Origin of the sequence: Escherichia sp. MOD1-EC5495 (assembly GCF_002965965.1) — a bacterium.
In the GTDB taxonomy this organism is placed as follows: domain Bacteria; phylum Pseudomonadota; class Gammaproteobacteria; order Enterobacterales; family Enterobacteriaceae; genus Escherichia; species Escherichia ruysiae.
Genome location: NZ_PTRI01000001.1, coordinates 17,483 through 43,120 on the forward strand (window position 1 = coordinate 17,483; position 25,638 = coordinate 43,120).

23 protein-coding genes are annotated in these 25,638 nt (G+C 51.2%); 16 read left to right on the forward strand and 7 right to left on the reverse strand.

Annotated features, from left to right (window positions below; translation table 11 throughout):
- From cyoA to BEG40_RS00115, 3 genes are all read right to left on the reverse strand, one after another.
- Positions 1-948: a cytochrome o ubiquinol oxidase subunit II gene (gene cyoA, locus BEG40_RS00100; RefSeq protein WP_001239436.1), complete on the reverse strand. Its 948-nt coding sequence runs from the start codon at positions 946-948 to the stop codon at positions 1-3.
- A 458-nt stretch (positions 949-1,406) separates the two neighbouring features.
- Positions 1,407-2,882, reverse strand: coding sequence for a muropeptide MFS transporter AmpG (ampG, locus tag BEG40_RS00110; RefSeq protein ID WP_105284660.1), 1,476 nt, complete (start codon positions 2,880-2,882; stop codon positions 1,407-1,409).
- Between the two features lie 43 nt (positions 2,883-2,925).
- On the reverse strand, positions 2,926-3,504 hold the full coding sequence (locus BEG40_RS00115; RefSeq protein ID WP_000473500.1) for a lipoprotein: 579 nt from the start codon (positions 3,502-3,504) through the stop codon (positions 2,926-2,928).
- Positions 3,505-3,808: 304 nt separating this feature from the next.
- Between BEG40_RS00115 and bolA the strand changes: the two genes are divergently transcribed.
- From bolA to fadM, 9 genes are all read left to right on the forward strand, one after another.
- Positions 3,809-4,126: a transcriptional regulator BolA gene (gene bolA, locus BEG40_RS00125; RefSeq protein ID WP_000973458.1), complete on the forward strand. Its 318-nt coding sequence runs from the start codon at positions 3,809-3,811 to the stop codon at positions 4,124-4,126.
- Between the two features lie 341 nt (positions 4,127-4,467).
- Entirely contained in the window at positions 4,468-5,766 is a 1,299-nt protein-coding gene (gene tig, locus BEG40_RS00135; protein WP_053286994.1) for a trigger factor, read from the forward strand.
- A 245-nt stretch (positions 5,767-6,011) separates the two neighbouring features.
- Complete coding sequence (clpP, locus tag BEG40_RS00140) at positions 6,012-6,635, forward strand: ATP-dependent Clp endopeptidase proteolytic subunit ClpP (RefSeq protein ID WP_000122253.1); 624 nt, start codon at positions 6,012-6,014, stop codon at positions 6,633-6,635.
- 125 nt (positions 6,636-6,760) lie between these two features.
- The gene (gene clpX / locus BEG40_RS00145; protein WP_000130305.1) at positions 6,761-8,035 is read left to right on the forward strand and encodes an ATP-dependent protease ATP-binding subunit ClpX; all 1,275 of its coding nucleotides are present in this window, start codon (positions 6,761-6,763) and stop codon (positions 8,033-8,035) included.
- Positions 8,036-8,222: 187 nt separating this feature from the next.
- Positions 8,223-10,577, forward strand: a complete 2,355-nt coding sequence (gene lon / locus BEG40_RS00150) for an endopeptidase La (protein WP_001295325.1) — start codon at positions 8,223-8,225, stop codon at positions 10,575-10,577.
- A gap of 190 nt (positions 10,578-10,767) precedes the next feature.
- Positions 10,768-11,058: a nucleoid-associated protein HU-beta gene (hupB, locus tag BEG40_RS00155; RefSeq protein WP_254892905.1), complete on the forward strand. Its 291-nt coding sequence runs from the start codon at positions 10,768-10,770 to the stop codon at positions 11,056-11,058.
- A gap of 191 nt (positions 11,059-11,249) precedes the next feature.
- Positions 11,250-13,121, forward strand: coding sequence for a peptidylprolyl isomerase (gene ppiD, locus BEG40_RS00160; RefSeq protein ID WP_105284662.1), 1,872 nt, complete (start codon positions 11,250-11,252; stop codon positions 13,119-13,121).
- A 150-nt stretch (positions 13,122-13,271) separates the two neighbouring features.
- Entirely contained in the window at positions 13,272-13,628 is a 357-nt protein-coding gene (locus BEG40_RS00165; RefSeq protein ID WP_105284663.1) for a helix-hairpin-helix domain-containing protein, read from the forward strand.
- Between the two features lie 105 nt (positions 13,629-13,733).
- The gene (fadM, locus tag BEG40_RS00170; RefSeq protein ID WP_001194535.1) at positions 13,734-14,132 is read left to right on the forward strand and encodes a long-chain acyl-CoA thioesterase FadM; all 399 of its coding nucleotides are present in this window, start codon (positions 13,734-13,736) and stop codon (positions 14,130-14,132) included.
- A gap of 51 nt (positions 14,133-14,183) precedes the next feature.
- On the opposite strand, the gene queC is transcribed toward fadM, so the two are convergent.
- Positions 14,184-14,879 (reverse strand): 7-cyano-7-deazaguanine synthase QueC, encoded by a 696-nt coding sequence (gene queC / locus BEG40_RS00175; RefSeq protein WP_000817223.1) that lies wholly within the window; start codon positions 14,877-14,879, stop codon positions 14,184-14,186.
- Positions 14,880-14,943: 64 nt separating this feature from the next.
- Positions 14,944-16,644 (reverse strand): SgrR family transcriptional regulator, encoded by a 1,701-nt coding sequence (locus tag BEG40_RS00180; RefSeq protein ID WP_105284664.1) that lies wholly within the window; start codon positions 16,642-16,644, stop codon positions 14,944-14,946.
- Between the two features lie 99 nt (positions 16,645-16,743).
- On the opposite strand from BEG40_RS00180, the gene cof reads away from it, so the two are divergent.
- The 6 genes from cof (at position 16,744) to amtB (ending at position 23,584) form a co-directional block, all read left to right on the forward strand.
- Entirely contained in the window at positions 16,744-17,562 is an 819-nt protein-coding gene (gene cof / locus BEG40_RS00185) for an HMP-PP phosphatase (protein ID WP_105284665.1), read from the forward strand.
- A 152-nt stretch (positions 17,563-17,714) separates the two neighbouring features.
- Entirely contained in the window at positions 17,715-18,173 is a 459-nt protein-coding gene (decR, locus tag BEG40_RS00190) for a DNA-binding transcriptional regulator DecR (protein ID WP_000884589.1), read from the forward strand.
- A gap of 29 nt (positions 18,174-18,202) precedes the next feature.
- Positions 18,203-19,975 (forward strand): SmdA family multidrug ABC transporter permease/ATP-binding protein, encoded by a 1,773-nt coding sequence (locus BEG40_RS00195; RefSeq protein ID WP_105284666.1) that lies wholly within the window; start codon positions 18,203-18,205, stop codon positions 19,973-19,975.
- Positions 19,968-21,749, forward strand: a complete 1,782-nt coding sequence (locus BEG40_RS00200) for a SmdB family multidrug efflux ABC transporter permease/ATP-binding protein (RefSeq protein WP_001256162.1) — start codon at positions 19,968-19,970, stop codon at positions 21,747-21,749. Before BEG40_RS00195 ends, BEG40_RS00200 begins: the two co-directional genes overlap by 8 nt.
- A gap of 180 nt (positions 21,750-21,929) precedes the next feature.
- Complete coding sequence (gene glnK / locus BEG40_RS00205) at positions 21,930-22,268, forward strand: P-II family nitrogen regulator (RefSeq protein ID WP_000780338.1); 339 nt, start codon at positions 21,930-21,932, stop codon at positions 22,266-22,268.
- Positions 22,269-22,297: 29 nt separating this feature from the next.
- Entirely contained in the window at positions 22,298-23,584 is a 1,287-nt protein-coding gene (gene amtB / locus BEG40_RS00210; protein ID WP_105284667.1) for an ammonium transporter AmtB, read from the forward strand.
- Positions 23,585-23,632: 48 nt separating this feature from the next.
- Here amtB and tesB read toward each other — a convergent pair whose 3' ends face one another.
- A complete protein-coding gene (tesB, locus tag BEG40_RS00215; protein ID WP_010351654.1) occupies positions 23,633-24,493 on the reverse strand; it encodes an acyl-CoA thioesterase II in 861 nt (286 codons plus the stop codon).
- Between the two features lie 217 nt (positions 24,494-24,710).
- Here tesB and BEG40_RS00220 point away from each other — a divergent pair, with 217 nt between their 5' ends.
- Positions 24,711-25,283, forward strand: a complete 573-nt coding sequence (locus tag BEG40_RS00220) for a YbaY family lipoprotein (protein ID WP_000779815.1) — start codon at positions 24,711-24,713, stop codon at positions 25,281-25,283.
- 30 nt (positions 25,284-25,313) lie between these two features.
- Here BEG40_RS00220 and BEG40_RS00225 read toward each other — a convergent pair whose 3' ends face one another.
- Positions 25,314-25,625, reverse strand: coding sequence for an MGMT family protein (locus BEG40_RS00225; protein WP_198600199.1), 312 nt, complete (start codon positions 25,623-25,625; stop codon positions 25,314-25,316).
- Between the last annotated feature and the right edge of the window lie 13 nt (positions 25,626-25,638).

Below are 25,638 nucleotides of genomic sequence, written 5' to 3' on the forward strand. Positions count from 1 at the left end.
TTAATGGGCGGATTCCGCGTGGCTCATGTCCATGCCTTCCATACCTTCGTGTGCGCTGTGCTCACCTTCTGGCTGGGTCATGTCCATGCTCTTACCGTGAGCCATAAACTTGTTAATCACATCGGCAAACAAATCTGGTTTCACGTTGGAGAAATATTCCACCTGGTTGTATTCGCTAGGCGCGGCCAGTTTTTCGAACGCAGCCATGTCAGACATGGTGTTCGGCGACTGTTTGGCTTTTGCGACCCATTGGTCGAATGCGGCACGATCCGGCGTTGCGATAGCTTTGAACTTCATGCCTGAGAAGCCCGGGCCGCTGTAGCTGGCGGAGATACCGTCATAAGTACCGGGTTCGTTGGCGATCAGATGCAGGCGAGTCTGCATACCGGCCATGGCATAAATCTGGCTACCCAGACGCGGAATAAAGAAGGAGTTCATCACGGAGTTGGAGGTCACTTTGAAGTACACCGGAGTGTTCGCCGGGAAAGCGATTTCATTCACGGTTGCAATGCCCTGTTCCGGGTAGATGAAGAACCATTTCCAGTCCATGGAAACCACTTCGATGGTAATGGGCTTCTCGTCGTGTGCCAGCGGCTTGCTAGGCTCAAGAGCGTGAGTGGTTTTCCAGGTCAGTACCGCAAGGAAGATGATGATTAAGATAGGCACCGTCCAGACCACAGCTTCCACTTTATTGGAGTGTGACCAGTTCGGGCTGTACTTAGCATCTTTATTGCTCGCACGGTACTTCCAGGCGAAACCAACAGCCATCAAGATTGCGGGAATAACGACAATCAACATCAGGCCAAATGCCGTCAGTATCAGTGAACGTTGCTCCAGACCAATCTGTCCTTTGGGATCTAACAGCGCAGAATTACAACCACTAAGCAATACAGTGCCTGCAAATAATGACAACCATCCCAAACTTTTATTGTATTTCCTGAGTCTCATTTAACGACCTCAATTCCACGGGATCTGGTGGCGTTTAAAGTGTGTGGGCATTTTACGGGAAGGTTACATTACTGTAAACATGATTAAATTCCTGTTACTTGGATTTGGCTGTAAGGTCACATATGTTGCAAAACATATCAGGTTGATTTTAAGAACCTGTTGCAAAAAGGCGTTATAACGAAAGGGGAGTGCAGAAGGTGGTGGGGATGGCAATTGGTATAACCAATCGAAAATAAAACAATTATTTAACAATTAATTATCATGAAAGTGACAAGGCAGGCGTGGAAAAATAAAGAGTCATTAGCTGAATCGTGTAAAAAAATAAAACATATAAATTACGTCAATAATTTCCGAAATCTAAGCCGCACAAAAGAACAAATATTATTAAGCGATGCTGATGCTTATTTAGCCGTAATAATTACGTCGTGTGATTACTACAGCTAAATTATATTCACAGATTACGTCAGATGCGTTTTTCGTAGCGCCAGATAATCCAGAAAACCACCAAGCACGACGCCGCCCAGGGCGACTAAAACGCCGACTTCCAGCAGAGCTGGCAGGAAAGAGAAGTGCGTCAAATCCAGCGCGTCCAGCGTCAACAACAGTAACCACACGGCTAACAGACTGACGCCCGCCGCCAGTGTCCACATGGCAAAAGCATAACCTGACGGATATTCGGTACGTGGGATAAAGTTGTCGTTGACCCGTGTATATTCAAGCGTCTGGCGGCAAACCAGCAGTAAAATAAGCCCAGGTACGGCGGCGGCGACGGAGAAAAGATAAAACGTCGGCCAGCCGTGTGATTCAACAAACCAGCCCGCCACGGGGCCGACATAAACCCGTCCGACAGCGGAAAGCGCCGAGAGCAGGGCAAACTGAGTAGCGGAGAATGACTTATTACACAGCGTCATTAACAGCGCCACAAATGCCGATGTGCCCATCCCGCCACACAGGTTTTCAAAAAAGACGGCTGCGCCCATGCTGTAGAGATGCTTATCAGTCACCGAAAGCAGCCAGTAACCGGCGTTGGACGCACCTTGTAAAAGGCCGAAAATCAGTAGTGCACGGAACAGCGAAAGACGCTGCATCAGAATACCACCGTACAACGCGCCGACGATGGTCGCCAGCAGACCGAGCGTTTTGTTAACCACGCCTACTTCACCGGCATCAAACCCGACGCCGCGAATCAAAAAGGTGGTAGTCAGACTCATGGCGAAAGCATCGCCCAGCTTATACAGCACGATTAAAAGCAGAATCAGCCATGCGTTATTGCGACCAAAGAAATCACGCAACGGTGCTACAACGGCTTGTTCCAGCGTTTTGGGTACAGGAATGGTGTCGGTTGGTTCTGGCGCAAGCAACGTTGCGATAATGCAGGGGATCAGCAGAGCCGCCATCAACCAGTACATGCCTTGCCAGCCCAGCCATTTATCTGCCAGCCATAAGGCTAAACCACCAGAAACCAGCATCCCTAAACGGTAACCCAGCACGCTGATTGCTGCACCTGCACCGCGTTCTTCCGCAGGAAGTACATCCGTTTTCCACGCATCAAAGACAATATCCTGAGAAGCGGAGCAAAAAGCGATAACCACCGCCAGTGCCGCCATCCAGCGAAGTTGCGTACCTGGTTCGAGAAAACCCATCGCCGCAATCGCCAGTAACAGCAACGCTTGCGTAGCGAGCAGCCATCCGCGTCGACGTCCGAGGAACGGCGGGGTATAGCGGTCCATCAGCGGCGACCAGAGAAATTTAAATACGTAAGCCTGGCCCACCAGAGAGAAGAAACCAATGGTTTTAAGATCGATATTCTCGACTGTCATCCACGCCTGTAACGTGCCGGATGTCAGGGCGAGCGGCAGCCCGGAAGCAAAACCCAGGATCAGCAAAATGGCTGAACGTGGCTGTTGGAAAATACGTAAATATTGACTGGACATGGGCGTCTACAGGCCCGATTTACACCGGGCCAGAGGGCAGAAATTAACGTGCGTTCTGCTTGATAAATTCGTGGATGCTGGTGTCCTGAGACATATCAGCAATGGTGTCGGTCAGCACACTGTTAACCGCATCAGCGATGTTTTTGTTGGAGGCCTGGAACGCACCTTCAACGTTGTAGCTGGCACGATAGTTTTTAGTCATTTTGTTGCCATTCTGCGCGGTGGCAATGATGGCGATATCTGCTTTGGTAGCAATGTTGTAGCGCACGTTGCCCTGGGACACGTCGGCATACAGTTGGCTAACGATGATTTGCAGATTAACCGGGCCATTCGGGCCAACCATATAACCGCGTGCGGTCATCTGTTTTTCCAGCACTTCTTGCAGCAGGAAACGCAGATCGCGGGAAGCGGTCAGGGTAACGATTTGATTATCGCGGGTGACTTTTGCCAGCGCCTGATCGGTACGCTGATCGGCACCATTAATGCTAACGGTGATGCCCATCAGGCTTGGATCTTGCTGTGGCAGCGTCATCGTCGGAGAAACTTCAATTGTTGTTGGCGGTTTTGCACATCCTGCAAGCATAAACAGAGCAACTAACGGGAAGAGGATTTTTTTGAACATGTTCTGGCTCTCAGAGACTTTTTAGCGTGTTTGGTAAAGATTCCCGCCATCATAACATCGCCAACGACGAGGGGAAGTGGGTAAGACATGTAAATTCATTATGTTGACGAAATAATCGCCTTGGGTAAAAGAAACACCGATGTGAAGCCTGTGAATCAATCTTTAAATCAGTAAACTTCATACGCTTGACAGAAAAAACAGGATGAAAGCTAATTATTTGTTGTTAAGCTGTAATGGAAACGGTTAAAGCGGCTAGTATTTAAAGGGATGGGTGACATCTCAGCGTTGTCGGAGGAGATATTTCATGATGATACGTGAGCGGATAGAAGAAAAATTAAGGACGGCGTTCCAACCCGTATTCCTCGAAGTTGTGGATGAAAGCTATCGTCACAATGTCCCAGCCGGCTCTGAAAGCCATTTTAAAGTTGTGCTGGTCAGCGATCGTTTTATGGGTGAACGTTTTCTGAATCGTCATCGAATGATTTACAGTACTTTAGCGGAGGAACTCTCTACTACCGTTCATGCGCTGGCTCTGCATACTTATACCATTAAAGAGTGGGAAGGATTGCAGGATACCATCTTTGCTTCTCCTCCCTGTCGTGGAGCAGGAAGCATTGCCTAAACGCATTTGCAACAGTTAGCGTTTTTCCAGTATGTTGTTAAAGATTTTATGAAAAACGGCCTGCGGGCCGTTTTGTTTTGTCTGGATTTTGCGCTTTTTGCCCAGCATTCAGACGAAAATTACCTGGGAATTGTGAAAAAATACGCGGCAGCGCGCAATAACCGTTCTCGACTCATAAAAGTGATGCCGCTATAATGCCGCGTCCTATTTGAATGCTTTCGGGATGATTCTGGTAACAGGGAATGTGATTGATTATAAGAACATCCCGGTTCCGCGAAGCCAACAACCTGTGCTTGCGGGGTAAGAGTTGACCGAGCACTGTGATTTTTTGAGGTAACAAGATGCAAGTTTCAGTTGAAACCACTCAAGGCCTTGGCCGCCGTGTAACGATTACTATCGCTGCTGACAGCATCGAGACCGCTGTTAAAAGCGAGCTGGTCAACGTTGCGAAAAAAGTACGTATTGACGGCTTCCGCAAAGGCAAAGTGCCAATGAATATCGTTGCTCAGCGTTATGGCGCGTCTGTACGCCAGGACGTTCTGGGCGACCTGATGAGCCGTAACTTCATTGACGCCATCATTAAAGAAAAAATCAATCCGGCTGGCGCACCGACTTACGTTCCGGGCGAATACAAGCTGGGTGAAGACTTCACCTACTCTGTAGAGTTTGAAGTTTATCCGGAAGTTGAACTGCAGGGTCTGGAAGCGATTGAAGTTGAAAAACCGATCGTTGAAGTGACCGACGCTGACGTTGACGGCATGTTAGATACTCTGCGTAAACAGCAGGCGACCTGGAAAGAAAAAGACGGTGCTGTTGAAGCAGAAGACCGTGTGACCATCGACTTCACTGGTTCTGTAGACGGCGAAGAGTTCGAAGGCGGTAAAGCGTCTGATTTCGTACTGGCGATGGGCCAGGGTCGTATGATCCCGGGCTTTGAAGACGGTATTAAAGGCCACAAAGCGGGCGAAGAATTCACCATCGACGTAACCTTCCCGGAAGAGTACCACGCAGAAAACCTGAAAGGTAAAGCAGCGAAATTCGCTATCAACCTGAAGAAAGTTGAAGAGCGTGAACTGCCGGAACTGACTGCTGAATTCATCAAACGTTTCGGTGTTGAAGATGGTTCCGTAGAAGGTCTGCGCGCTGAAGTGCGTAAAAACATGGAACGCGAGCTGAAGAGCGCCATCCGTAACCGCGTTAAGTCTCAGGCGATCGAAGGTCTGGTAAAAGCTAACGACATCGACGTACCGGCTGCGCTGATCGACAGCGAAATCGACGTTCTGCGTCGTCAGGCTGCACAGCGTTTCGGTGGCAACGAGAAACAAGCTCTGGAACTGCCGCGTGAACTGTTCGAAGAACAGGCTAAACGCCGCGTAGTTGTTGGCCTGCTGCTGGGTGAAGTTATCCGCACCAACGAGCTGAAAGCTGACGAAGAGCGTGTGAAAAGCCTGATCGAAGAGATGGCTTCTGCATACGAAGATCCGAAAGAAGTTATCGAATTCTACAGCAAAAACAAAGAACTGATGGACAACATGCGCAATGTTGCTCTGGAAGAACAGGCTGTTGAAGCTGTACTGGCGAAAGCGAAAGTGACTGAAAAAGAAACCACTTTCAACGAGCTGATGAACCAGCAGGCGTAATTTAAGCAGCATAACGCGCTAAATTCGCACAAAGGCCCGTCACCGCCAGGTGGTGGGCTTTTTTTTGTCATGAATTTTGCATGGAACCGTGCGAAAACCCTCTTTCGGTGTTAGCGTAACAACAAAAGATTGTTATGCTTGAAATAGGATGATGCCGTACCCATAACACAGGGACTAGCTGATAATCCGTCCATAAGGTTACAATCGGTACAGCAGGTTTTTTCAATTTTATCCAGGAGACGGAAATGTCATACAGCGGCGAACGAGATAACTTTGCACCCCATATGGCGCTGGTGCCGATGGTCATTGAACAGACCTCACGCGGTGAGCGCTCTTTTGATATCTATTCTCGTCTACTTAAGGAACGCGTCATTTTTCTGACTGGCCAGGTTGAAGACCACATGGCTAACCTGATTGTGGCGCAGATGCTGTTCCTGGAAGCAGAAAATCCAGAAAAAGATATCTATCTGTACATTAACTCCCCAGGCGGGGTGATCACTGCCGGGATGTCTATCTATGACACCATGCAGTTTATCAAGCCTGATGTCAGCACCATCTGTATGGGCCAGGCGGCCTCGATGGGCGCTTTCTTGCTGACCGCAGGGGCAAAAGGTAAACGTTTCTGCCTGCCGAATTCGCGCGTGATGATTCACCAGCCGTTGGGCGGCTATCAGGGCCAGGCGACCGATATCGAAATTCATGCCCGTGAAATTCTGAAAGTTAAAGGGCGCATGAATGAACTTATGGCGCTTCATACGGGTCAATCATTAGAACAGATTGAACGTGATACCGAGCGCGATCGCTTCCTTTCCGCCCCTGAAGCGGTGGAATACGGTCTGGTCGATTCGATTCTGACCCATCGTAATTGATGCCAGAGGCGCAACTGTGCCGCTATACTTATTCAGAGCGGCACAACGCTGTAAGCGGCTTGCGCCTGAGAATGGCATTTGCGTCGTCGTGTGCGGCACAAAGAACAAAGAAGAGGTTTTGACCCATGACAGATAAACGCAAAGATGGCTCAGGCAAATTGCTGTATTGCTCTTTTTGCGGCAAAAGCCAGCATGAAGTGCGCAAGCTGATTGCCGGTCCATCCGTGTATATCTGCGACGAATGTGTTGATTTATGTAATGACATCATTCGCGAAGAGATTAAAGAAGTTGCACCGCATCGTGAACGCAGTGCGCTACCGACGCCGCATGAAATTCGCAACCACCTGGACGATTACGTTATCGGTCAGGAACAGGCGAAAAAAGTGCTGGCGGTCGCGGTATACAACCACTACAAACGTCTGCGCAACGGCGATACCAGCAATGGTGTCGAGTTGGGCAAAAGTAACATTCTGCTGATCGGTCCGACCGGTTCTGGTAAAACGCTGCTGGCAGAAACGCTGGCGCGCCTGCTGGACGTTCCGTTCACCATGGCCGACGCGACCACGCTGACCGAAGCCGGTTATGTAGGCGAAGACGTTGAAAATATCATTCAGAAGCTGTTGCAGAAGTGCGACTATGACGTACAGAAAGCGCAGCGCGGGATTGTCTACATCGATGAAATCGACAAAATTTCTCGTAAGTCGGACAATCCTTCTATTACCCGAGACGTTTCCGGTGAAGGCGTACAGCAGGCACTGTTGAAACTGATCGAAGGTACGGTTGCCGCCGTTCCACCGCAGGGCGGGCGTAAACACCCGCAGCAGGAATTCTTGCAGGTTGATACCTCTAAGATCCTGTTTATCTGTGGTGGTGCGTTCGCTGGTCTGGATAAAGTCATTTCCCATCGTGTAGAAACCGGCTCCGGCATTGGTTTTGGCGCGACGGTAAAAGCGAAATCCGACAAAGCAAGCGAAGGCGAGCTGCTGGCGCAGGTTGAACCGGAAGATCTGATCAAGTTTGGTCTGATCCCTGAGTTCATCGGTCGTTTGCCAGTTGTCGCAACGCTGAATGAACTGAGCGAAGAAGCCCTGATTCAGATCCTCAAAGAGCCGAAAAACGCCCTGACCAAGCAGTATCAGGCGCTGTTTAATCTGGAAGGCGTTGATCTGGAATTCCGTGACGAGGCGCTGGATGCTATTGCTAAGAAAGCGATGGCGCGTAAAACCGGTGCCCGTGGTCTGCGTTCCATCGTAGAAGCTGCGCTGCTCGATACCATGTACGATCTGCCGTCCATGGAAGATGTCGAAAAAGTCGTTATCGACGAGTCGGTAATTGATGGCCAAAGCAAACCGTTGCTGATTTATGGCAAGCCGGAAGCTCAGCAGGCATCTGGTGAATAATTAACCATTCCCATACAATTAGTTAACCAAAAAGGGGGGATTTTATCTCCCCTTTAATTTTTCCTCTATTCTCGACGTTGAATGTGGGGGAAACATCCCCATATACTGACGTACATGTTAATAGATGGCGTGAAGCACAGTCGTGTCATCTGATTACCTGGCGGAAATTAAACTAAGAGAGAGCTCTATGAATCCTGAGCGTTCTGAACGCATTGAAATCCCCGTATTGCCGCTGCGCGATGTGGTGGTTTATCCGCACATGGTCATCCCCTTATTTGTCGGGCGGGAAAAATCTATCCGTTGTCTGGAAGCGGCGATGGACCATGATAAAAAAATTATGCTGGTCGCGCAGAAAGAAGCCTCAACGGATGAGCCGGGTGTAAACGATCTTTTCACCGTCGGGACCGTGGCCTCTATATTGCAGATGCTGAAACTGCCTGACGGCACCGTCAAAGTGCTGGTCGAGGGGTTACAGCGCGCGCGTATTTCTGCGCTCTCTGACAATGGCGAACATTTTTCTGCGAAGGCGGAGTATCTGGAGTCGCCGACCATTGATGAGCGGGAACAGGAAGTGCTGGTGCGTACCGCAATCAGCCAGTTCGAAGGCTACATCAAGCTGAACAAAAAAATCCCACCAGAAGTGCTGACGTCGCTGAACAGCATTGACGATCCGGCGCGCCTGGCGGATACCATTGCCGCGCATATGCCGCTGAAACTGGCTGACAAACAGTCCGTTCTTGAGATGTCCGACGTTAACGAACGTCTGGAATATCTGATGGCGATGATGGAATCGGAAATCGATCTGCTGCAGGTTGAGAAACGCATTCGCAACCGCGTTAAAAAGCAGATGGAGAAATCCCAGCGTGAGTACTATCTGAACGAGCAAATGAAAGCTATTCAGAAAGAACTCGGTGAAATGGACGATGCGCCGGACGAAAACGAAGCCCTGAAGCGCAAAATCGACGCGGCGAAAATGCCGAAAGAGGCAAAAGAGAAAGCGGAAGCAGAACTGCAGAAGCTGAAAATGATGTCTCCGATGTCGGCAGAAGCGACCGTGGTGCGTGGCTATATCGACTGGATGGTGCAGGTGCCGTGGAATGCGCGTAGCAAGGTCAAAAAAGACCTGCGTCAGGCGCAGGAAATCCTTGATACCGACCATTATGGTCTGGAGCGCGTGAAAGATCGCATCCTTGAGTATCTTGCGGTTCAAAGCCGTGTAAACAAAATCAAGGGGCCGATCCTTTGCCTGGTTGGGCCGCCAGGGGTAGGTAAAACTTCTCTGGGGCAGTCCATCGCCAAAGCTACCGGACGTAAATATGTCCGTATGGCGCTGGGCGGCGTGCGTGATGAAGCGGAAATCCGTGGTCACCGCCGTACTTACATCGGTTCTATGCCGGGTAAATTGATCCAGAAAATGGCGAAAGTGGGCGTTAAAAACCCGCTGTTCCTGCTCGATGAGATCGACAAAATGTCTTCTGACATGCGTGGCGATCCGGCCTCCGCACTGCTTGAAGTGCTGGATCCAGAGCAGAACGTCGCGTTCAGCGACCACTACCTGGAAGTGGATTACGACCTTAGCGACGTGATGTTTGTCGCGACGTCGAATTCCATGAACATTCCGGCACCGCTGCTGGATCGTATGGAAGTGATTCGCCTCTCCGGTTATACCGAAGATGAAAAACTGAACATCGCCAAACGTCACCTGCTGCCGAAGCAGATTGAACGTAATGCACTGAAAAAAGGTGAGCTGACCGTCGACGATAGCGCCATTATCGGCATTATTCGTTACTACACCCGTGAGGCGGGCGTGCGTGGTCTGGAGCGTGAAATCTCCAAACTGTGCCGTAAAGCGGTTAAGCAGTTACTGCTCGATAAGTCTCTAAAACATATCGAAATTAACGGCGATAACCTGCATGACTACCTCGGTGTTCAGCGTTTCGACTATGGTCGCGCAGATAACGAAAACCGTGTCGGTCAGGTAACGGGTCTGGCGTGGACGGAAGTGGGCGGCGACTTGTTGACCATTGAAACCGCGTGCGTCCCGGGCAAAGGTAAACTGACCTATACCGGATCGCTTGGTGAAGTAATGCAGGAGTCCATTCAGGCGGCGTTAACGGTGGTTCGTGCGCGTGCGGAAAAACTGGGGATCAACCCTGATTTTTACGAAAAACGCGACATCCACGTTCACGTACCGGAAGGTGCGACGCCAAAAGATGGTCCGAGTGCCGGTATTGCCATGTGCACTGCGCTGGTTTCTTGCCTGACCGGTAACCCGGTTCGCGCCGATGTGGCGATGACTGGCGAGATTACTCTGCGTGGTCAGGTGTTGCCAATCGGTGGTTTGAAAGAAAAACTGCTGGCTGCGCATCGCGGCGGGATTAAAACAGTGTTAATTCCGTTCGAAAATAAACGCGATCTGGAAGAGATTCCGGACAACGTGATTGCCGATCTGGACATTCATCCTGTGAAGCGTATTGAGGAAGTTCTGACTCTGGCGCTGCAAAATGAACCGTCTGGTATGCAGGTTGTGACTGCAAAATAGTGACCTTGCGCAAATTGCACTAATAAAAAAAGGGCTGGCGGGCCAATTCGGACTTGCCAGCCTTTTTTTGTCTCGTTAAGTTAGAGGGCGGATTAGGCTTGCCCTTATTAAGGGGTGTTGTAAGGGGATGGCTGGCCTGATATAACTGCTGCGTGTTCGCACCTTGAAGGATTCAAGTGCGAGATAAATTATAAAGAGGAAGAGAAGAGTGAATAAATCTCAATTGATTGACAAGATTGCTGCAGGGGCTGATATCTCTAAAGCTGCGGCTGGCCGTGCGTTAGATGCTATTATTGCTTCCGTAACTGAATCCCTGAAAGAAGGGGATGATGTAGCACTGGTAGGTTTTGGTACTTTTGCCGTTAAAGAGCGTGCCGCCCGTACTGGTCGCAACCCGCAGACCGGTAAAGAGATCACTATCGCTGCAGCTAAAGTACCGAGCTTCCGTGCAGGTAAAGCACTGAAAGACGCGGTAAACTAAGTGTTGTCCCCATTGGGGATGTGACGAAGTTCAAGGGCGCATCTACTGATGTGCCTTTTTTATTTGTATTCCGTGACTTTCTGCGCATTGTGGGCTGACAATTGCCCCCGTTTCTTGTCACAATAGGCCTTTGCGCGCAGCGATATGTTGCGTGAGGTACACAGTCATCTACAGCGGAGTGTTGTTACACCATGATGGACAGCTTACGCACGGCTGCAAACAGTCTCGTGCTCAAGATTATTTTCGGTATCATTATCGTGTCGTTCATATTGACCGGCGTGAGTGGTTACCTGATTGGCGCAGGCAATAACTACGCCGCAAAAGTGAATGACCAGGAAATCAGCCGTGGGCAGTTCGAGAACGCCTTCAACAGCGAGCGTAATCGTATGCAGCAACAGTTGGGCGATCAATACTCTGAGCTGGCGGCGAACGAAGGCTATATGAAAACCCTGCGTCAACAGGTGCTGAATCGTCTGATCGACGAGGCGCTGCTGGATCAGTACGCTCGTGAACTAAAACTGGGTATCAGCGATGAGCAGGTTAAACAGGCGATTTTCGCAACTCCGGCTTTCCAGGTTGACGGCAAGTTCGATAACAGCCGCTACAACGATATCCTTAACCGAATGGGAATGAGTGCCGATCAATACGCGCAGGCGCTGCGTAACCAGCTCACCACCCAACAGCTGATTGCTGGCGTTGCCGGCACCGACTTTATGTTGAAAGGTGAAACCGACGAACTGGCGGCACTGGTAGCTCAACAACGTGTAGTGCATGAAGCGACTATCGACGTTAACGCGCTGGCAGCTAAACAAGCTGTGACCGAACCAGAAATCACCAGCTACTACGAGCAAAACAAAAACAATTTCATGACTCCGGAACAGTTCCGCGTGAGCTACATCAAGCTGGATGCCGCCACGATGCAGCAACCGGTTAGCGATGCGGATATCCAGAGCTACTACGATCAGCATCAGGATCAATTCACCCAGCCACAGCGTACCCGCTACAGCATCATCCAGACTAAAACTGAAGATGAAGCGAAAGCAGTACTTGAGGAGCTGAATAAAGGCGGTGATTTTGCTGCGTTAGCAAAAGAAAAATCTGCCGATATTATCTCTGCCCGTAACGGCGGCGATATGGGGTGGTTAGAAGATGCCACTATCCCGGACGAACTGAAAAATGCCGGTCTGAAAGAAAAAGGCCAACTGTCTGGTGTCATCAAATCTTCGGTCGGTTTCCTGATTGTACGTCTGGACGACATTCAGCCAGCGAAAGTGAAATCGTTAGACGAAGTACGTGACGACATTGCGGCGAAAGTGAAACACGAAAAAGCCCTCGATGCGTACTACGCGCTGCAGCAGAAAGTGAGCGATGCGGCAAGCAACGACACCGAATCTCTGGCTGGTGCAGAGCAGGCTGCGGGCGTTAAAGCCACTCAGACTGGCTGGTTCAGCAAAGATAACCTGCCGGAAGAGTTAAACTTCAAGCCGGTGGCAGACGCTATCTTTAACGGCGGTCTGGTAGGTGAAAACGGCGCGCCGGGCATCAACTCTGACATCATCACTGTAGACGGCGATCGCGCATTCGTACTGCGCATCAGCGAGCACAAACCGGAAGCAGTGAAACCGCTGGCAGATGTTCAGGAACAAGTTAAGGCACTGGTTCAGCACAACAAAGCTGAGCAACAGGCGAAAGTGGATGCTGAAAAACTGCTGGTTGATTTGAAAGCGGGCAAAGGTGCGGAAGCTATGCAGGCAGCTGGTCTGAAATTTGGCGAGCCGAAAACCTTAAGCCGTTCCGGCCGTGACCCGATTAGCCAGGCCGCGTTTGCACTGCCACTGCCAGCGAAAGACAAACCGAGCTACGGTATGGCGATCGATATGCAAGGCAATGTCGTTCTGCTGGCGCTGGACGAAGTGAAACAAGGTTCTATGCCGGAAGATCAGAAAAAAGCGATGGTGCAGGGTATCACCCAGAACAACGCACAAATCGTCTTTGAAGCTCTGATGAGTAACCTGCGTAAAGAGGCGAAAATCAAAATTGGCGATGCGCTGGAACAGCAATAATCCTGAAGCCGCCTCGCAAAAAAATGCTTTGCAGCTGTAACAAGAAAAGGTCGCTTTCGCGGCCTTTTCCATTTCTGAACATTGCCATTTGTTTACTGTTTTCACTGCCGTTAAGGTGATTCCACTGTTAACAAACAAGGAGAAAACAGTATGAAACACGGAATTAAAGCATTGTTCATTACCCTGTCCCTGGCCTGTGCCGGAATGTCTCATAGTGCGCTGGCAGCAGCTCCTGCGGCGAAACCGGCAGCGGAAGCCCCTGCAGCACAAAGCAAAGCGGCAGTACCGGCAAAAGCCAGTGACGAAGAAGGCACCAGGGTCAGCATTAATAATGCCAGCGCGGAAGAGTTAGCCCGCGCGATGAATGGCGTTGGCCTGAAGAAAGCGCAGGCAATTGTCAGTTATCGCGAAGAGTACGGCCCGTTTAAAACGGTGGAGGATCTAAAACAGGTGCCGGGAATGGGCAATTCGCTGGTGGAACGTAATCTGGCGGTATTAACCCTGTAATTAATTTGCATAGTGGCAATTTTTTGCCAGACTGAAGAGGTCATACCAGTTATGACCTCTGTACTTATAACAGTTCTTATAACAACAACGTAAGGTTATTGCGCTATGCAAACACAAATCAAAGTTCGTGGATATCATCTCGACGTCTACCAGCACGTTAACAACGCCCGCTACCTTGAGTTTCTCGAAGAAGCCCGCTGGGATGGGCTGGAAAATAGCGACAGCTTTCAGTGGATGACCGCCCATAACATCGCTTTCGTCGTGGTCAATATCAATATTAACTATCGTCGCCCGGCGGTATTAAGCGACCTGTTAACCATTACCAGTCAGTTGCAGCAATTAAACGGTAAAAGCGGAATCTTAAGTCAGGTCATTACTCTTGAGCCGGAAGGGCAGGTGGTAGCAGATGCGCTTATCACGTTTGTTTGTATCGATCTCAAAACGCAGAAAGCATTAGCTCTGGAAGGGGAACTGCGCGAAAAACTGGAGCAGATGGTTCAGTAAAAATTTTGTTGTGCCGGATGCTCAAGCCGCATCCGGCGAGACCCCGAATAATTACTGCAATCCGGTTTTCTGCTTCATCGCTGCCATCACCGCCGGCTTATCAGCCAGATAATGATTCAAACCGTTGGCGCGTAAATTACACGCTGCACAATGACCGCAACCGTCGCCTTTAATGCCGTTATAGCAGGTTAGCGTTTCGTTACGTACTAAATCCAGCTTGCCGTAATAATCCGCCAGCGCCCAGGTTTCCGCTTTATCAATCCACATTAGCGGCGTTTCAAAACGAATATCTTTCGCCATACCCAGACTGACGGCATGGTTCAGTGCTTTCACAAACTCATCACGACAATCCGGGTAGCCGGAGAAATCCGTTTCGCAGACGCCGGTGATCACTGCTTCTGCTTTAACCTGATACGCATATATCGCCGCCAGCGTCAGGAACAAAATATTACGCCCAGGGACAAACGTATTCGGGATACCATCGGCTTCAGGTTCATAATCAGGCACCGGAATGCTGTCACGCGTCAGGCTGCTGACCGCCAGCTCGTTGAGTAGCGTCACATCCAGCACCTTATGCGCGCGTGCACCCAGTTTCAATGCCAGTTCGCGTGCCACGTCAATCTCTGCGCGATGGCGCTGACCGTAATCGAACGTCACGCAATGGACTTCATCATATTGCTGCAATGCCTGTACCAGACAGGTGGTTGAATCCTGACCTCCACTAAACACAACGACGGCACGTTTCATAGATAATCCTGCTAAATCGATAAAAACGTTATGGTAACGCCTGCGGTTAACCCCGACCAGTGCTTCATTGCGACGGCGCGGGAAGCCAGGCTTCGGTAAATTCAAACCAGCCGCACGGTGTCAGTCGCACACCATTTACTCCAGGCGGGGCGCTAATGCGATAGTGATAATTGAACAGCGGCGTCAGCGTTGCTTCTACCATTAACTGGCTAAACACGGTTTTCAGCGCGTTATTCCGCTTTTCTTCATCAGCCATCAACTGCACGGTATCCAGTGTCGATTGCAGATGTGCATATGCTGGAGCGTCGAAAACATATGACCAGAGTGGATCGCAACGCAGCCATTGCTCCAGGGTATATTCCGGCGCTTCGCCAATTAACCTGTCGCCCATCATCAAATCTGCCTGTGCCAGTGGGGTAGTGTCGTCCCAGTTTTTCGCGTTATGAAAAACAGTCGTTAATTCGCAACCTTCTGCTGCCAGCGTCGTTCGTAATTGTTCTGCCATTGCATGAAGTTCCACTGGCAGGTGATAAGCCAGCGTTAATGTTTCTGGTAGTTTGACCTCATCCGGTACATCCCATTGTGGAATAGCCCAGCCAGGCAGCAATGCATTACTGGCAGTGATCAGATTTTCTCCGACTTCTAACGTTTGTAGTAAACCGGATTGATGGATAATGGAGATCACTTTTCGCGCCTGCCAGAGGGACAGTCGGGGACTTTTGCGCAACGTTAAATAGCAAAAACCTAAACTGATGCCGCTACTGACCTGGCTGACCCGTGGCAACTCTTCAGGTTTACCGATGGTTATTTGTACTGGATGCTGACAACTGGTTCCCAAATCTTTTTCAAAAAGTGGTGGGGTTATCCAGTACTCAACCGCTTTAAGCAGCGGATGACGTAAATGGTAATAATCATGGCTTTCGAGTCGCACCAGTTCCGCTGTGAATTTTGTTAAGCGAAAAGGACCCGTGCCGATCAGTGGGAATTGCGGATGCGCCAGATGGCTGCAATAGCTCGCCAGCCGGTGAGCAAGCCAGTAATCGGGGCGATGTAAAAAGAAGGTCAGACACTGCGGATGGGTGACCTCAATACGCTTCACGCTAATAAATAATTGATCCAGTGCTGGCAGTTGTAACAGCATCAATAATCGCTGGTGTAAGTGTGAGGCTTTTACTGCATCGCCGTTATGCCAGTGTAGGGTTGAACGAAGATAAAAGTCCCAGCGTAACCCGTCAGCAGAGGTTTCCCAGTGATGCGCTAAATCGCCAATCGGGCGCTGGGTATTATTATCGAAGCGGGTCAGGCCGGAAAATATCTGCCCGGCGAGATGCTGCTCGGCACGACCGGGTAAAAAGCCCGGTTGTAGCGGTTCGAGCGGGCGATAATAGGGAATACGCAACGTCGGCGTATCGTTTTGCCATTGCCCGCCCATAAACGGTTGTAACAGGGTGCGCAGCTCTCCTGGGGCCAGTTGCGCCAGCTCCAGCACATCTTGCTGCTTTCCGGTTTCCAGTGCCTGTTCCATCATCGCATTGCGTAGCGATTCTGGCGTGACCAGAAAGCGTAGTTGTCCGCGCTTTCCGCGTCCTGACTGCGCCTGCCACTCCAGCCATCCCGACTCCTGAGCCTGACGTAATAGTGTGCGCACATGGCGTTCGCTGCAAAAACAGCGTTCGGCCAGTTCGCTGACGGTGACGGATTGCGGCTCTCCGGCAGAAGGTTGCCACAGACGTTGATACTGGTTAAGACGGTTAAGCAGTCGCATATAAACCCGGAACAATATTATTTAACTATTCACTATTACTTCCGTATATATCAGGTGATACTCAATCACCATTAACCGTGTCACAGAGTGGAGAAAGAAATGGCTCGTCTGGCAGCATTTGATATGGACGGCACTTTATTGATGCCTGATCACCATTTAGGTGAGAAAACCCTCTCGACTCTGGCGCGTCTGCGTGAACGTGATATTACCCTCACTTTTGCTACAGGTCGCCATGCGCTGGAGATGCAGCATATTATCGGGGTGCTATCGCTGGATGCGTATTTAATTACCGGCAACGGTACGCGCGTGCACTCTCTGGGAGGCGAACTTTTACATCGTGATGATTTGCCTGCGGACGTGGCGGAATTAGTGCTCTACCAGAAATGGGATACCCAGGCCAGTATGCATATCTTCAATGACAATGGCTGGTTTACCGGGCAAGAGATCCCAGCATTGTTGCAGGCATTTGTGTATAGCGGTTTCCGTTATCAGATTATCGATGTCAAAAAAATGCCGCTCGACAGCGTCACCAAGATCTGTTTCTGTGGCGATCACGACGATCTTATGCGCTTGCATACCCAACTAAACGAAGCATTAGGCGAGCGCGCACATTTGTGTTTTTCGGCAATTAATTGCCTGGAAGTGCTGCCGGTGGGGTGTAATAAAGGCGCGGCGTTGGCGGTGCTGACCCAACATTTAGGTTTTTCACTGCGCGACTGTATGGCCTTTGGTGATGCGATGAACGATCGCGAAATGTTAGGCAGCGTCGGTAGCGGATTTATTATGGGCAATGCGATGCCGCAACTGCGCGCGGAACTCCCTCATTTACCAGTGATTGGACATTGCCGAAATCAGGCGGTCTCTCACTATTTGACGCACTGGCTGGACAATCCACATCTACCTTATTCCCCCGAATAACGAGATCTCTTCCAGCGCCGGGCAATAGCCCGGTTTTTTTTACTTTGAATTTGTCATTTTGTGCAGTGTCGTTTAAACCGCACAGAATAAATTGTCGGTATTTCGCCTTTAAAATAGAATTAAAAGAGAAAATAATTCTCTGTGGATTGGCTATGTTAGATAAAATTGACCGTAAGCTGCTGGCCTTGCTACAGCAGGATTGCACCCTCTCTTTGCAGGCACTGGCAGAAGCCGTTAATCTGACAACCACGCCTTGTTGGAAGCGTCTGAAACGGCTGGAGGATGACGGTATCCTTATCGGCAAAGTCGCCCTGCTGGATCCGGAAAAAATTGGCCTTGGGCTGACTGCTTTTGTGCTGATTAAAACGCAACATCACAGCAGCGAATGGTATTGCCGATTTGTCACGGTGGTAACGGAAATGCCAGAAGTTCTGGGGTTCTGGCGCATGGCCGGTGAATATGATTATCTGATGCGTGTTCAGGTTGCCGATATGAAACGCTATGACGAGTTTTATAAGCGTCTGGTCAACAGCGTTCCAGGGCTGTCGGACGTTACTTCCAGCTTCGCGATGGAACAGATTAAATACACCACTTCTTTACCCATCGAATAAATATCCAGAATCAGGTCAGGACACAACGCGTGCGATTATTTGCTCAACTAAGCTGGTATTTCCGTCGGGAATGGCGTCGCTATCTCGGGGCTGTGGCCTTGCTTGTCATTATCGCGATACTGCAACTGGTTCCGCCGAAAGTGGTCGGTATTGTTGTCGATGGAGTGACGGAACAACACTTTACTACCGGGCAGATCCTGATGTGGATCGCCACCATGGTGCTGATTGCAGTCGTGGTTTATCTCCTGCGTTACGTCTGGCGCGTACTGCTGTTTGGCGCGTCTTATCAACTGGCTGTTGAACTGCGTGAAGATTATTACCACCAGCTAAGCCGCCAGCATCCAGAGTTTTACCTGCGTCATCGTACGGGCGACCTCATGGCTCGTGCGACCAATGACGTCGATCGGGTCGTGTTTGCTGCCGGGGAAGGGGTGCTGACGCTGGTGGATTCACTGGTGATGGGCTGCGCAGTGTTGATTATGATGTCAACGCAAATTAGCTGGCAGTTGACCTTATTCGCACTATTACCGATGCCAGTGATGGCAATCATGATTAAGCGCAACGGCGATGCCTTGCATGAACGCTTTAAGCTGGCGCAGGCGGCATTTTCCAGTCTCAACGATCGCACCCAAGAGAGCCTCACCAGTATCCGCATGATCAAAGCCTTTGGTCTGGAAGATCGCCAGTCGGCGCTATTTGCCGCAGATGCTGAAGACACTGGCAAGAAAAACATGCGTGTGGCGCGTATTGATGCCCGTTTTGATCCGACTATCTATATCGCGATTGGCATGGCGAATTTGCTGGCGATTGGCGGGGGAAGCTGGATGGTGGTGCAGGGCAGCTTAACGCTGGGGCAGCTCACCAGTTTTATGATGTATCTGGGGTTAATGATTTGGCCGATGCTGGCGCTGGCCTGGATGTTTAACATTGTGGAACGCGGCAGCGCGGCATATAGCCGTATTCGGACGATGCTGGCTGAAGCGCCGGTGGTGAATGATGGTAGCGAACCAGTGCCGCAAGGGCGTGGCGAACTGGATGTAAATATTCGCCAGTTTACTTATCCACAAACTGATCATCCTGCGCTGGAGAATGTCAGTTTCGCACTCAAACCCGGTCAGATGCTGGGTATTTGCGGACCGACCGGTTCTGGCAAAAGTACTCTGCTGTCACTCATTCAGCGTCATTTCGACGTCAGCGAGGGGGATATCCGCTTTCATGATATTCCTCTGACGAAGTTACAACTCGATAGCTGGCGTAGCCGCCTGGCGGTGGTCAGCCAGACGCCATTCCTTTTTTCCGACACCGTGGCGAACAACATCGCGCTGGGTTGCCCGAATGCCACCCAGCAAGAGATTGAACACGTAGCGCGGTTAGCCAGCGTACATGACGATATTTTGCGTCTACCGCAAGGTTACGACACAGAAGTGGGCGAGCGCGGCGTGATGCTTTCCGGTGGACAAAAGCAGCGCATATCCATTGCTCGTGCGTTATTAGTCAACGCAGAAATCCTTATCCTTGATGATGCGCTTTCGGCGGTGGACGGACGCACAGAGCATCAGATCCTGCATAACCTGCGCCAGTGGGGGCAGGGAAGAACAGTAATCATCAGTGCCCATCGCCTTTCTGCGCTGACGGAGGCCAGTGAGATTATTGTGATGCAGCACGGACACATCGCCCAGCGTGGCAATCATGATGCGCTGGCGCAACAAAGCGGCTGGTATCGCGATATGTATCGCTATCAACAACTGGAGGCGGCGCTCGACGACGCTCCGGAAATTCGCGAGGAGGCCGCCGATGCGTAGTTTTAGCCAACTGTGGCCGACTCTCAAGCGCCTGTTAGCGTATGGTTCGCCGTGGCGTAAACCTCTGGGGATTGCGGTTCTGATGATGTGGATTGCGGCGGCGGCAGAAGTCAGTGGACCGCTACTCATCAGCTATTTCATCGATAATATGGTGGCAAAAAATAATCTGCCGTTGAAAGTGGTTGCCGGTCTGGCGGCGGCGTATGTTGGGCTGCAACTGTTTGCCGCTGGACTGCACTACGCACAGTCGCTGTTGTTTAATCGGGCGGCGGTTGGCGTGGTACAACAGTTGCGAACGGATGTGATGGATGCTGCGCTACGCCAGCCATTAAGCGAGTTTGATACCCAGCCGGTCGGTCAGGTGATTTCCCGCGTCACTAATGACACTGAAGTGATCCGCGACCTCTACGTTACCGTAGTGGCAACTGTCCTGCGCAGCGCCGCACTGGTGGGTGCGATGCTGGTGGCGATGTTCAGCCTCGACTGGAGAATGGCACTGGTGGCGATAATGATTTTCCCGGTGGTGCTGGTGGTGATGGTGATATACCAGCGTTACAGTACGCCGATTGTCCGCCGTGTGCGCGCCTATCTGGCGGATATCAACGACGGCTTTAACGAAATCATCAATGGCATGAGCGTTATCCAGCAGTTCCGTCAGCAGGCGCGATTTGGCGAACGTATGGGGGAGGCCAGTCGTTCACACTATATGGCGAGGATGCAAACCCTGCGCCTCGACGGTTTTCTGCTGCGTCCGCTGCTGAGTCTGTTTTCATCGCTCATTCTTTGTGGCTTGTTAATGCTGTTTGGCTTCTCCGCCAGCGGCACCATTGAAGTGGGCGTGCTGTATGCGTTTATCAGCTATCTTGGGCGGCTTAACGAACCCTTAATCGAACTGACCACGCAACAGGCGATGCTGCAACAGGCTGTGGTGGCGGGTGAACGCGTGTTCGAACTGATGGATGGGCCGCGTCAGCAATATGGCAATGATGATCGCCCGTTACAGAGTGGCACCATCGAAGTCGATAACGTGTCATTTGCTTATCGCGATGACAATCTGGTACTGAAGAACATTAATCTCTCTGTGCCTTCGCGTAACTTTGTGGCGCTGGTGGGGCATACCGGCAGCGGTAAAAGTACCCTCGCCAGTTTATTGATGGGCTATTACCCGCTAACGGAAGGTGAGATTCGTCTCGACGGTCGTCCATTAAATTCGCTAAGTCACAGCGCATTACGCCAGGGTGTGGCGATGGTGCAGCAAGATCCGGTGGTGCTGGCGGATACTTTCCTCGCCAACGTGACGCTGGGGCGCGATATCTCCGAAGCGCGCGTCTGGCAGGCACTGGAAACCGTGCAACTGGCGGATCTGGCGCGCAGCATGAGCGACGGTATTTATACGCCGCTGGGCGAGCAGGGGAATAATCTTTCCGTCGGGCAGAAGCAACTGCTGGCGCTGGCGCGCGTGCTGGTGGAGACGCCGCAAATCCTGATCCTTGATGAGGCAACCGCCAGTATCGATTCCGGTACTGAACAGGCGATCCAGCACGCACTGGCGGCGGTGCGTGAACATACCACGCTGGTGGTGATTGCTCACCGCTTATCGACCATTGTCGATGCCGACACCATTCTGGTGCTTCATCGTGGGCAAGCAGTGGAGCAGGGCACTCACCAGCAGCTGCTGGCGGCCCAGGGACGCTACTGGCAGATGTATCAACTGCAACTTGCGGGCGAAGAGCTGGCAGCCAGCGTGCGTGAAGAGGAATCATTGAGCGCCTGAATAGCGCAATATTTCATCGTTGGTGCAAAAATGTAACGCACTGTGCACCGTCATAGTGCGTTTTCATTTTCAATCTTCTTAACTTCCTGCTCTCTTTCTCGTTTTTCATTTCTGGCATACCGCTTGCAATACCTTCTTCGTGTAGCAGAACCATTACCGAATTCTGACCGGAGGGGATCTATGAAGCTGGTGACCGTGATAATCAAACCATTCAAGCTGGAAGATGTTCGTGAAGCGTTATCTTCCATTGGTATTCAGGGCCTGACCGTCACCGAAGTGAAAGGTTTCGGGCGTCAGAAAGGACATGCCGAGCTGTACCGGGGGGCGGAATACAGCGTCAATTTCCTGCCAAAAGTAAAAATTGATGTGGCGATTGCTGATGACCAACTCGATGAAGTAATCGATATCGTCAGCAAGGCGGCTTACACCGGAAAAATTGGCGACGGCAAAATCTTCGTCGCTGAATTGCAACGCGTCATTCGTATTCGTACCGGCGAAGCCGACGAAGCGGCGCTGTAATCTCTGGCACACAGCAACAGGAACGAAAAATGAAGATAGCGACGATAAAAACTGGGCTTGCTTCACTGGCGATGCTGCCGGGACTGGTAATGGCTGCACCTGCGGTGGCCGATAAAGCCGACAATGCGTTTATGATGATTTGTACTGCGCTGGTGCTGTTTATGACTATTCCGGGGATTGCCCTGTTTTACGGTGGGTTGATTCGCGGCAAAAACGTGCTGTCGATGCTGACGCAGGTGACGGTGACGTTTGCACTGGTCTGTATTCTCTGGGTGGTTTACGGTTACTCGCTGGCGTTTGGTGAGGGCAACAACTTCTTCGGCAACATTAACTGGCTGATGCTGAAAAACATCGAACTGACGGCGGTGATGGGCAGCATTTATCAGTATATCCACGTAGCGTTTCAGGGATCGTTTGCCTGCATTACCGTAGGCTTGATTGTTGGGGCGCTGGCGGAACGAATCCGCTTCTCAGCTGTGTTGATTTTCGTGGTGGTATGGCTGACGCTCTCTTACATTCCGATTGCGCATATGGTGTGGGGCGGTGGTTTGCTGGCTTCTCACGGTGCGCTGGATTTCGCGGGTGGCACGGTGGTGCACATTAACGCCGCAATCGCCGGTCTGGTGGGCGCGTATCTGATAGGAAAACGCGTGGGCTTCGGTAAAGAGGCGTTTAAACCGCACAACCTGCCGATGGTCTTCACCGGGACTGCCATTCTCTATATCGGTTGGTTTGGCTTTAACGCCGGGTCAGCGGGCACGGCGAATGAAATCGCGGCACTGGCATTTGTGAATACGGTGGTCGCAACGGCGGCGGCAATTCTTGGCTGGATCTTCGGTGAATGGGCGCTGCGTGGTAAGCCTTCTCTGCTGGGAGCGTGTTCTGGCGCGATTGCCGGTCTGGTCGGCGTGACGCCTGCCTGTGGCTACATTGGTGTTGGCGGCGCGTTGATTATCGGCGTGGTAGCCGGTCTGGCGGGCTTGTGGGGCGTTACCATGCTCAAACGCCTGCTGCGGGTCGATGATCCTTGCGATGTCTTTGGGGTACACGGCGTTTGTGGCATCGTCGGCTGTATCATGACCGGGATTTTTGCCGCCAGTTCGCTGGGTGGTGTGGGCTTCGCCGAAGGTGTGACGATGGGGCATCAGCTGCTGATACAGCTGGAAAGCATCGCCATTACGATTGTCTGGTCTGGTGTGGTGGCGTTTATCGGCTACAAACTGGCGGATTTGACAGTTGGCCTGCGTGTACCAGAAGAGCAGGAGCGCGAAGGACTGGACGTTAACAGTCACGGCGAAAATGCTTATAACGCGTAACAAGCACTGCAAAAAATAGCCGGACGGTTTTCACCTCCGGCTGTTTTTTTAATTGTGATTACGCATTACCCCTTCCTGAACGGTCGAGGCAACCAGCACGCCGTCCTGGGTATAAAACTCGCCGCGCACAAATCCACGGGCGCTGGACGCCGACGTGCTCTCCACGCTATACAACAGCCATTCGTTCAGATTAAACGGACGATGGAACCACATCGAATGGTCGATGGTGGCAATCTGGATCCCCGGCTCGAGAAAACCGATGCCGTGCGGCTGCAGGGCAACAGGCAGGAAGTTAAGATCAGAAGCGTAACCGAGTAAGTACTGATGAACGCGCAGATCATCTGGCACGCTACCATTTGCGCGGATCCATACCTGACGATGAGGTTCTGCGACGTGACCTTTCAGCGGGTTATGAAATTCCACCGGACGGACTTCCAGCGGACGATCGCAGATGAATTTATCTTTCAACACTGGCGGCAGCAGGTGCGCCAGCGATTGGGCGATTTGCGTTTCTGAAGGCAGACCATCAGGTGCTGGTGCGGGCGGCATTGCTTTTTGGTGCTCGAATCCGGTCTCTGGTGCCTGGAAAGAGGCCGTCATATAAAAAATCGGTTTACCGTTTTGAATAGCAGCAACCCGACGGGCGCTGAAGCTGTTACCGTCACGCAGCGTTTCAACATCATAAATAATCGGCTTTTTACTATCGCCTGGGCGAAGAAAGTAGCTGTGAAACGAATGTACCAGACGCTCTTCAGGGACAGTTTCTTTTGCAGCATACAAGGCCTGACCCACAACCTGGCCACCAAAGACCTGGCGTAAACCTAAATCTTCACTCTGGCCGCGAAAGAGTCCTTCCTCAATTTTTTCCAGATTTAACAATGTCAGTAAATTTTTTAGCGCCTGACTCATATAACTCTCCAGTAACAAAGCTGCCGCAGCAAGCCAAAGTGAGTTGAGTATAACGCAATTTTGGTACTGGTCCGATGGGTGCAATGGTCTGAATTACGGGCTAAATGCAGGCGTTAATACGTGACATGTGCCACACTTATTGACGTTACTATTTTGTTAACCACTCTTCCGGCGAGGAAAGTTAGCCCGCTGGTGCATTGATAATAAGGAGAAGTGAATGAAACTCGTGCACATGGCCAGTGGTTTAGCGGTTGCGATTGCGTTGGCGGCTTGCGCGGATAAAAGCGCGGATATCCAGACGCCAGCACCGGCTGCAAATACGTCTATTGCAGCGACACAGCAACCTGCTATACAACAACCGAATGTTTCCGGTACGGTCTGGATCCGTCAGAAAGTCGCACTGCCGCCTGATGCCGTGCTGACCGTGACACTTTCTGACGCGTCGTTAGCGGATGCGCCTTCTAAAGTTCTGGCGCAGAAAGCAGTACGTACCGAAGGTAAACAGTCACCGTTCAGTTTTGTTCTGCCATTTAACCCGGCAGACGTTCAACCGAACGCACGTATCCTGTTGAGTGCGGCGGTTACCGTGAACGACAAACTGGTGTTTATCACCGATACCGTTCAACCGGTGATCAATCAGGGCGGAACCAAAGCTGACCTGACATTAGTGCCGGTTCAGCAAACCGCCGTGCCGGTTCAGGCCAGCGGTGGTGCGACGACTACCGTACCTTCGACTTCACCAACTCAGGTGAATCCGTCTTCGGCAGTTCCGGCCCCTACGCAATACTAAACGCCATTAACCCTCTCCGCCTGGAGAGGGTTAGTAATCCCAGCGATAACGCTGTAAGTCGATTTGCCCGCTTCCCGATATCATCACGCCTTCTGCCAGTAATGCCTGCCGTTGACGCTGCAAATCCGGGCCGGTTAACGAAATTGTGCCGTGACGATTAACCACCCGATGCCAGGGGAGGGTGCTGCCTTCGGGTAGACGCTTTAATACTCCACCGACCTGGCGTGCGGCGCGGGGTGATCCCGCCAGTTTCGCGACATCGCCGTAAGTGGTGACGTAGCCTTCGGGAATAGCGGCGACGATTTGCCAGACGCGTTGGGGAAATGAATCTTCTTTTTCCATCTTTTCTTCCTGA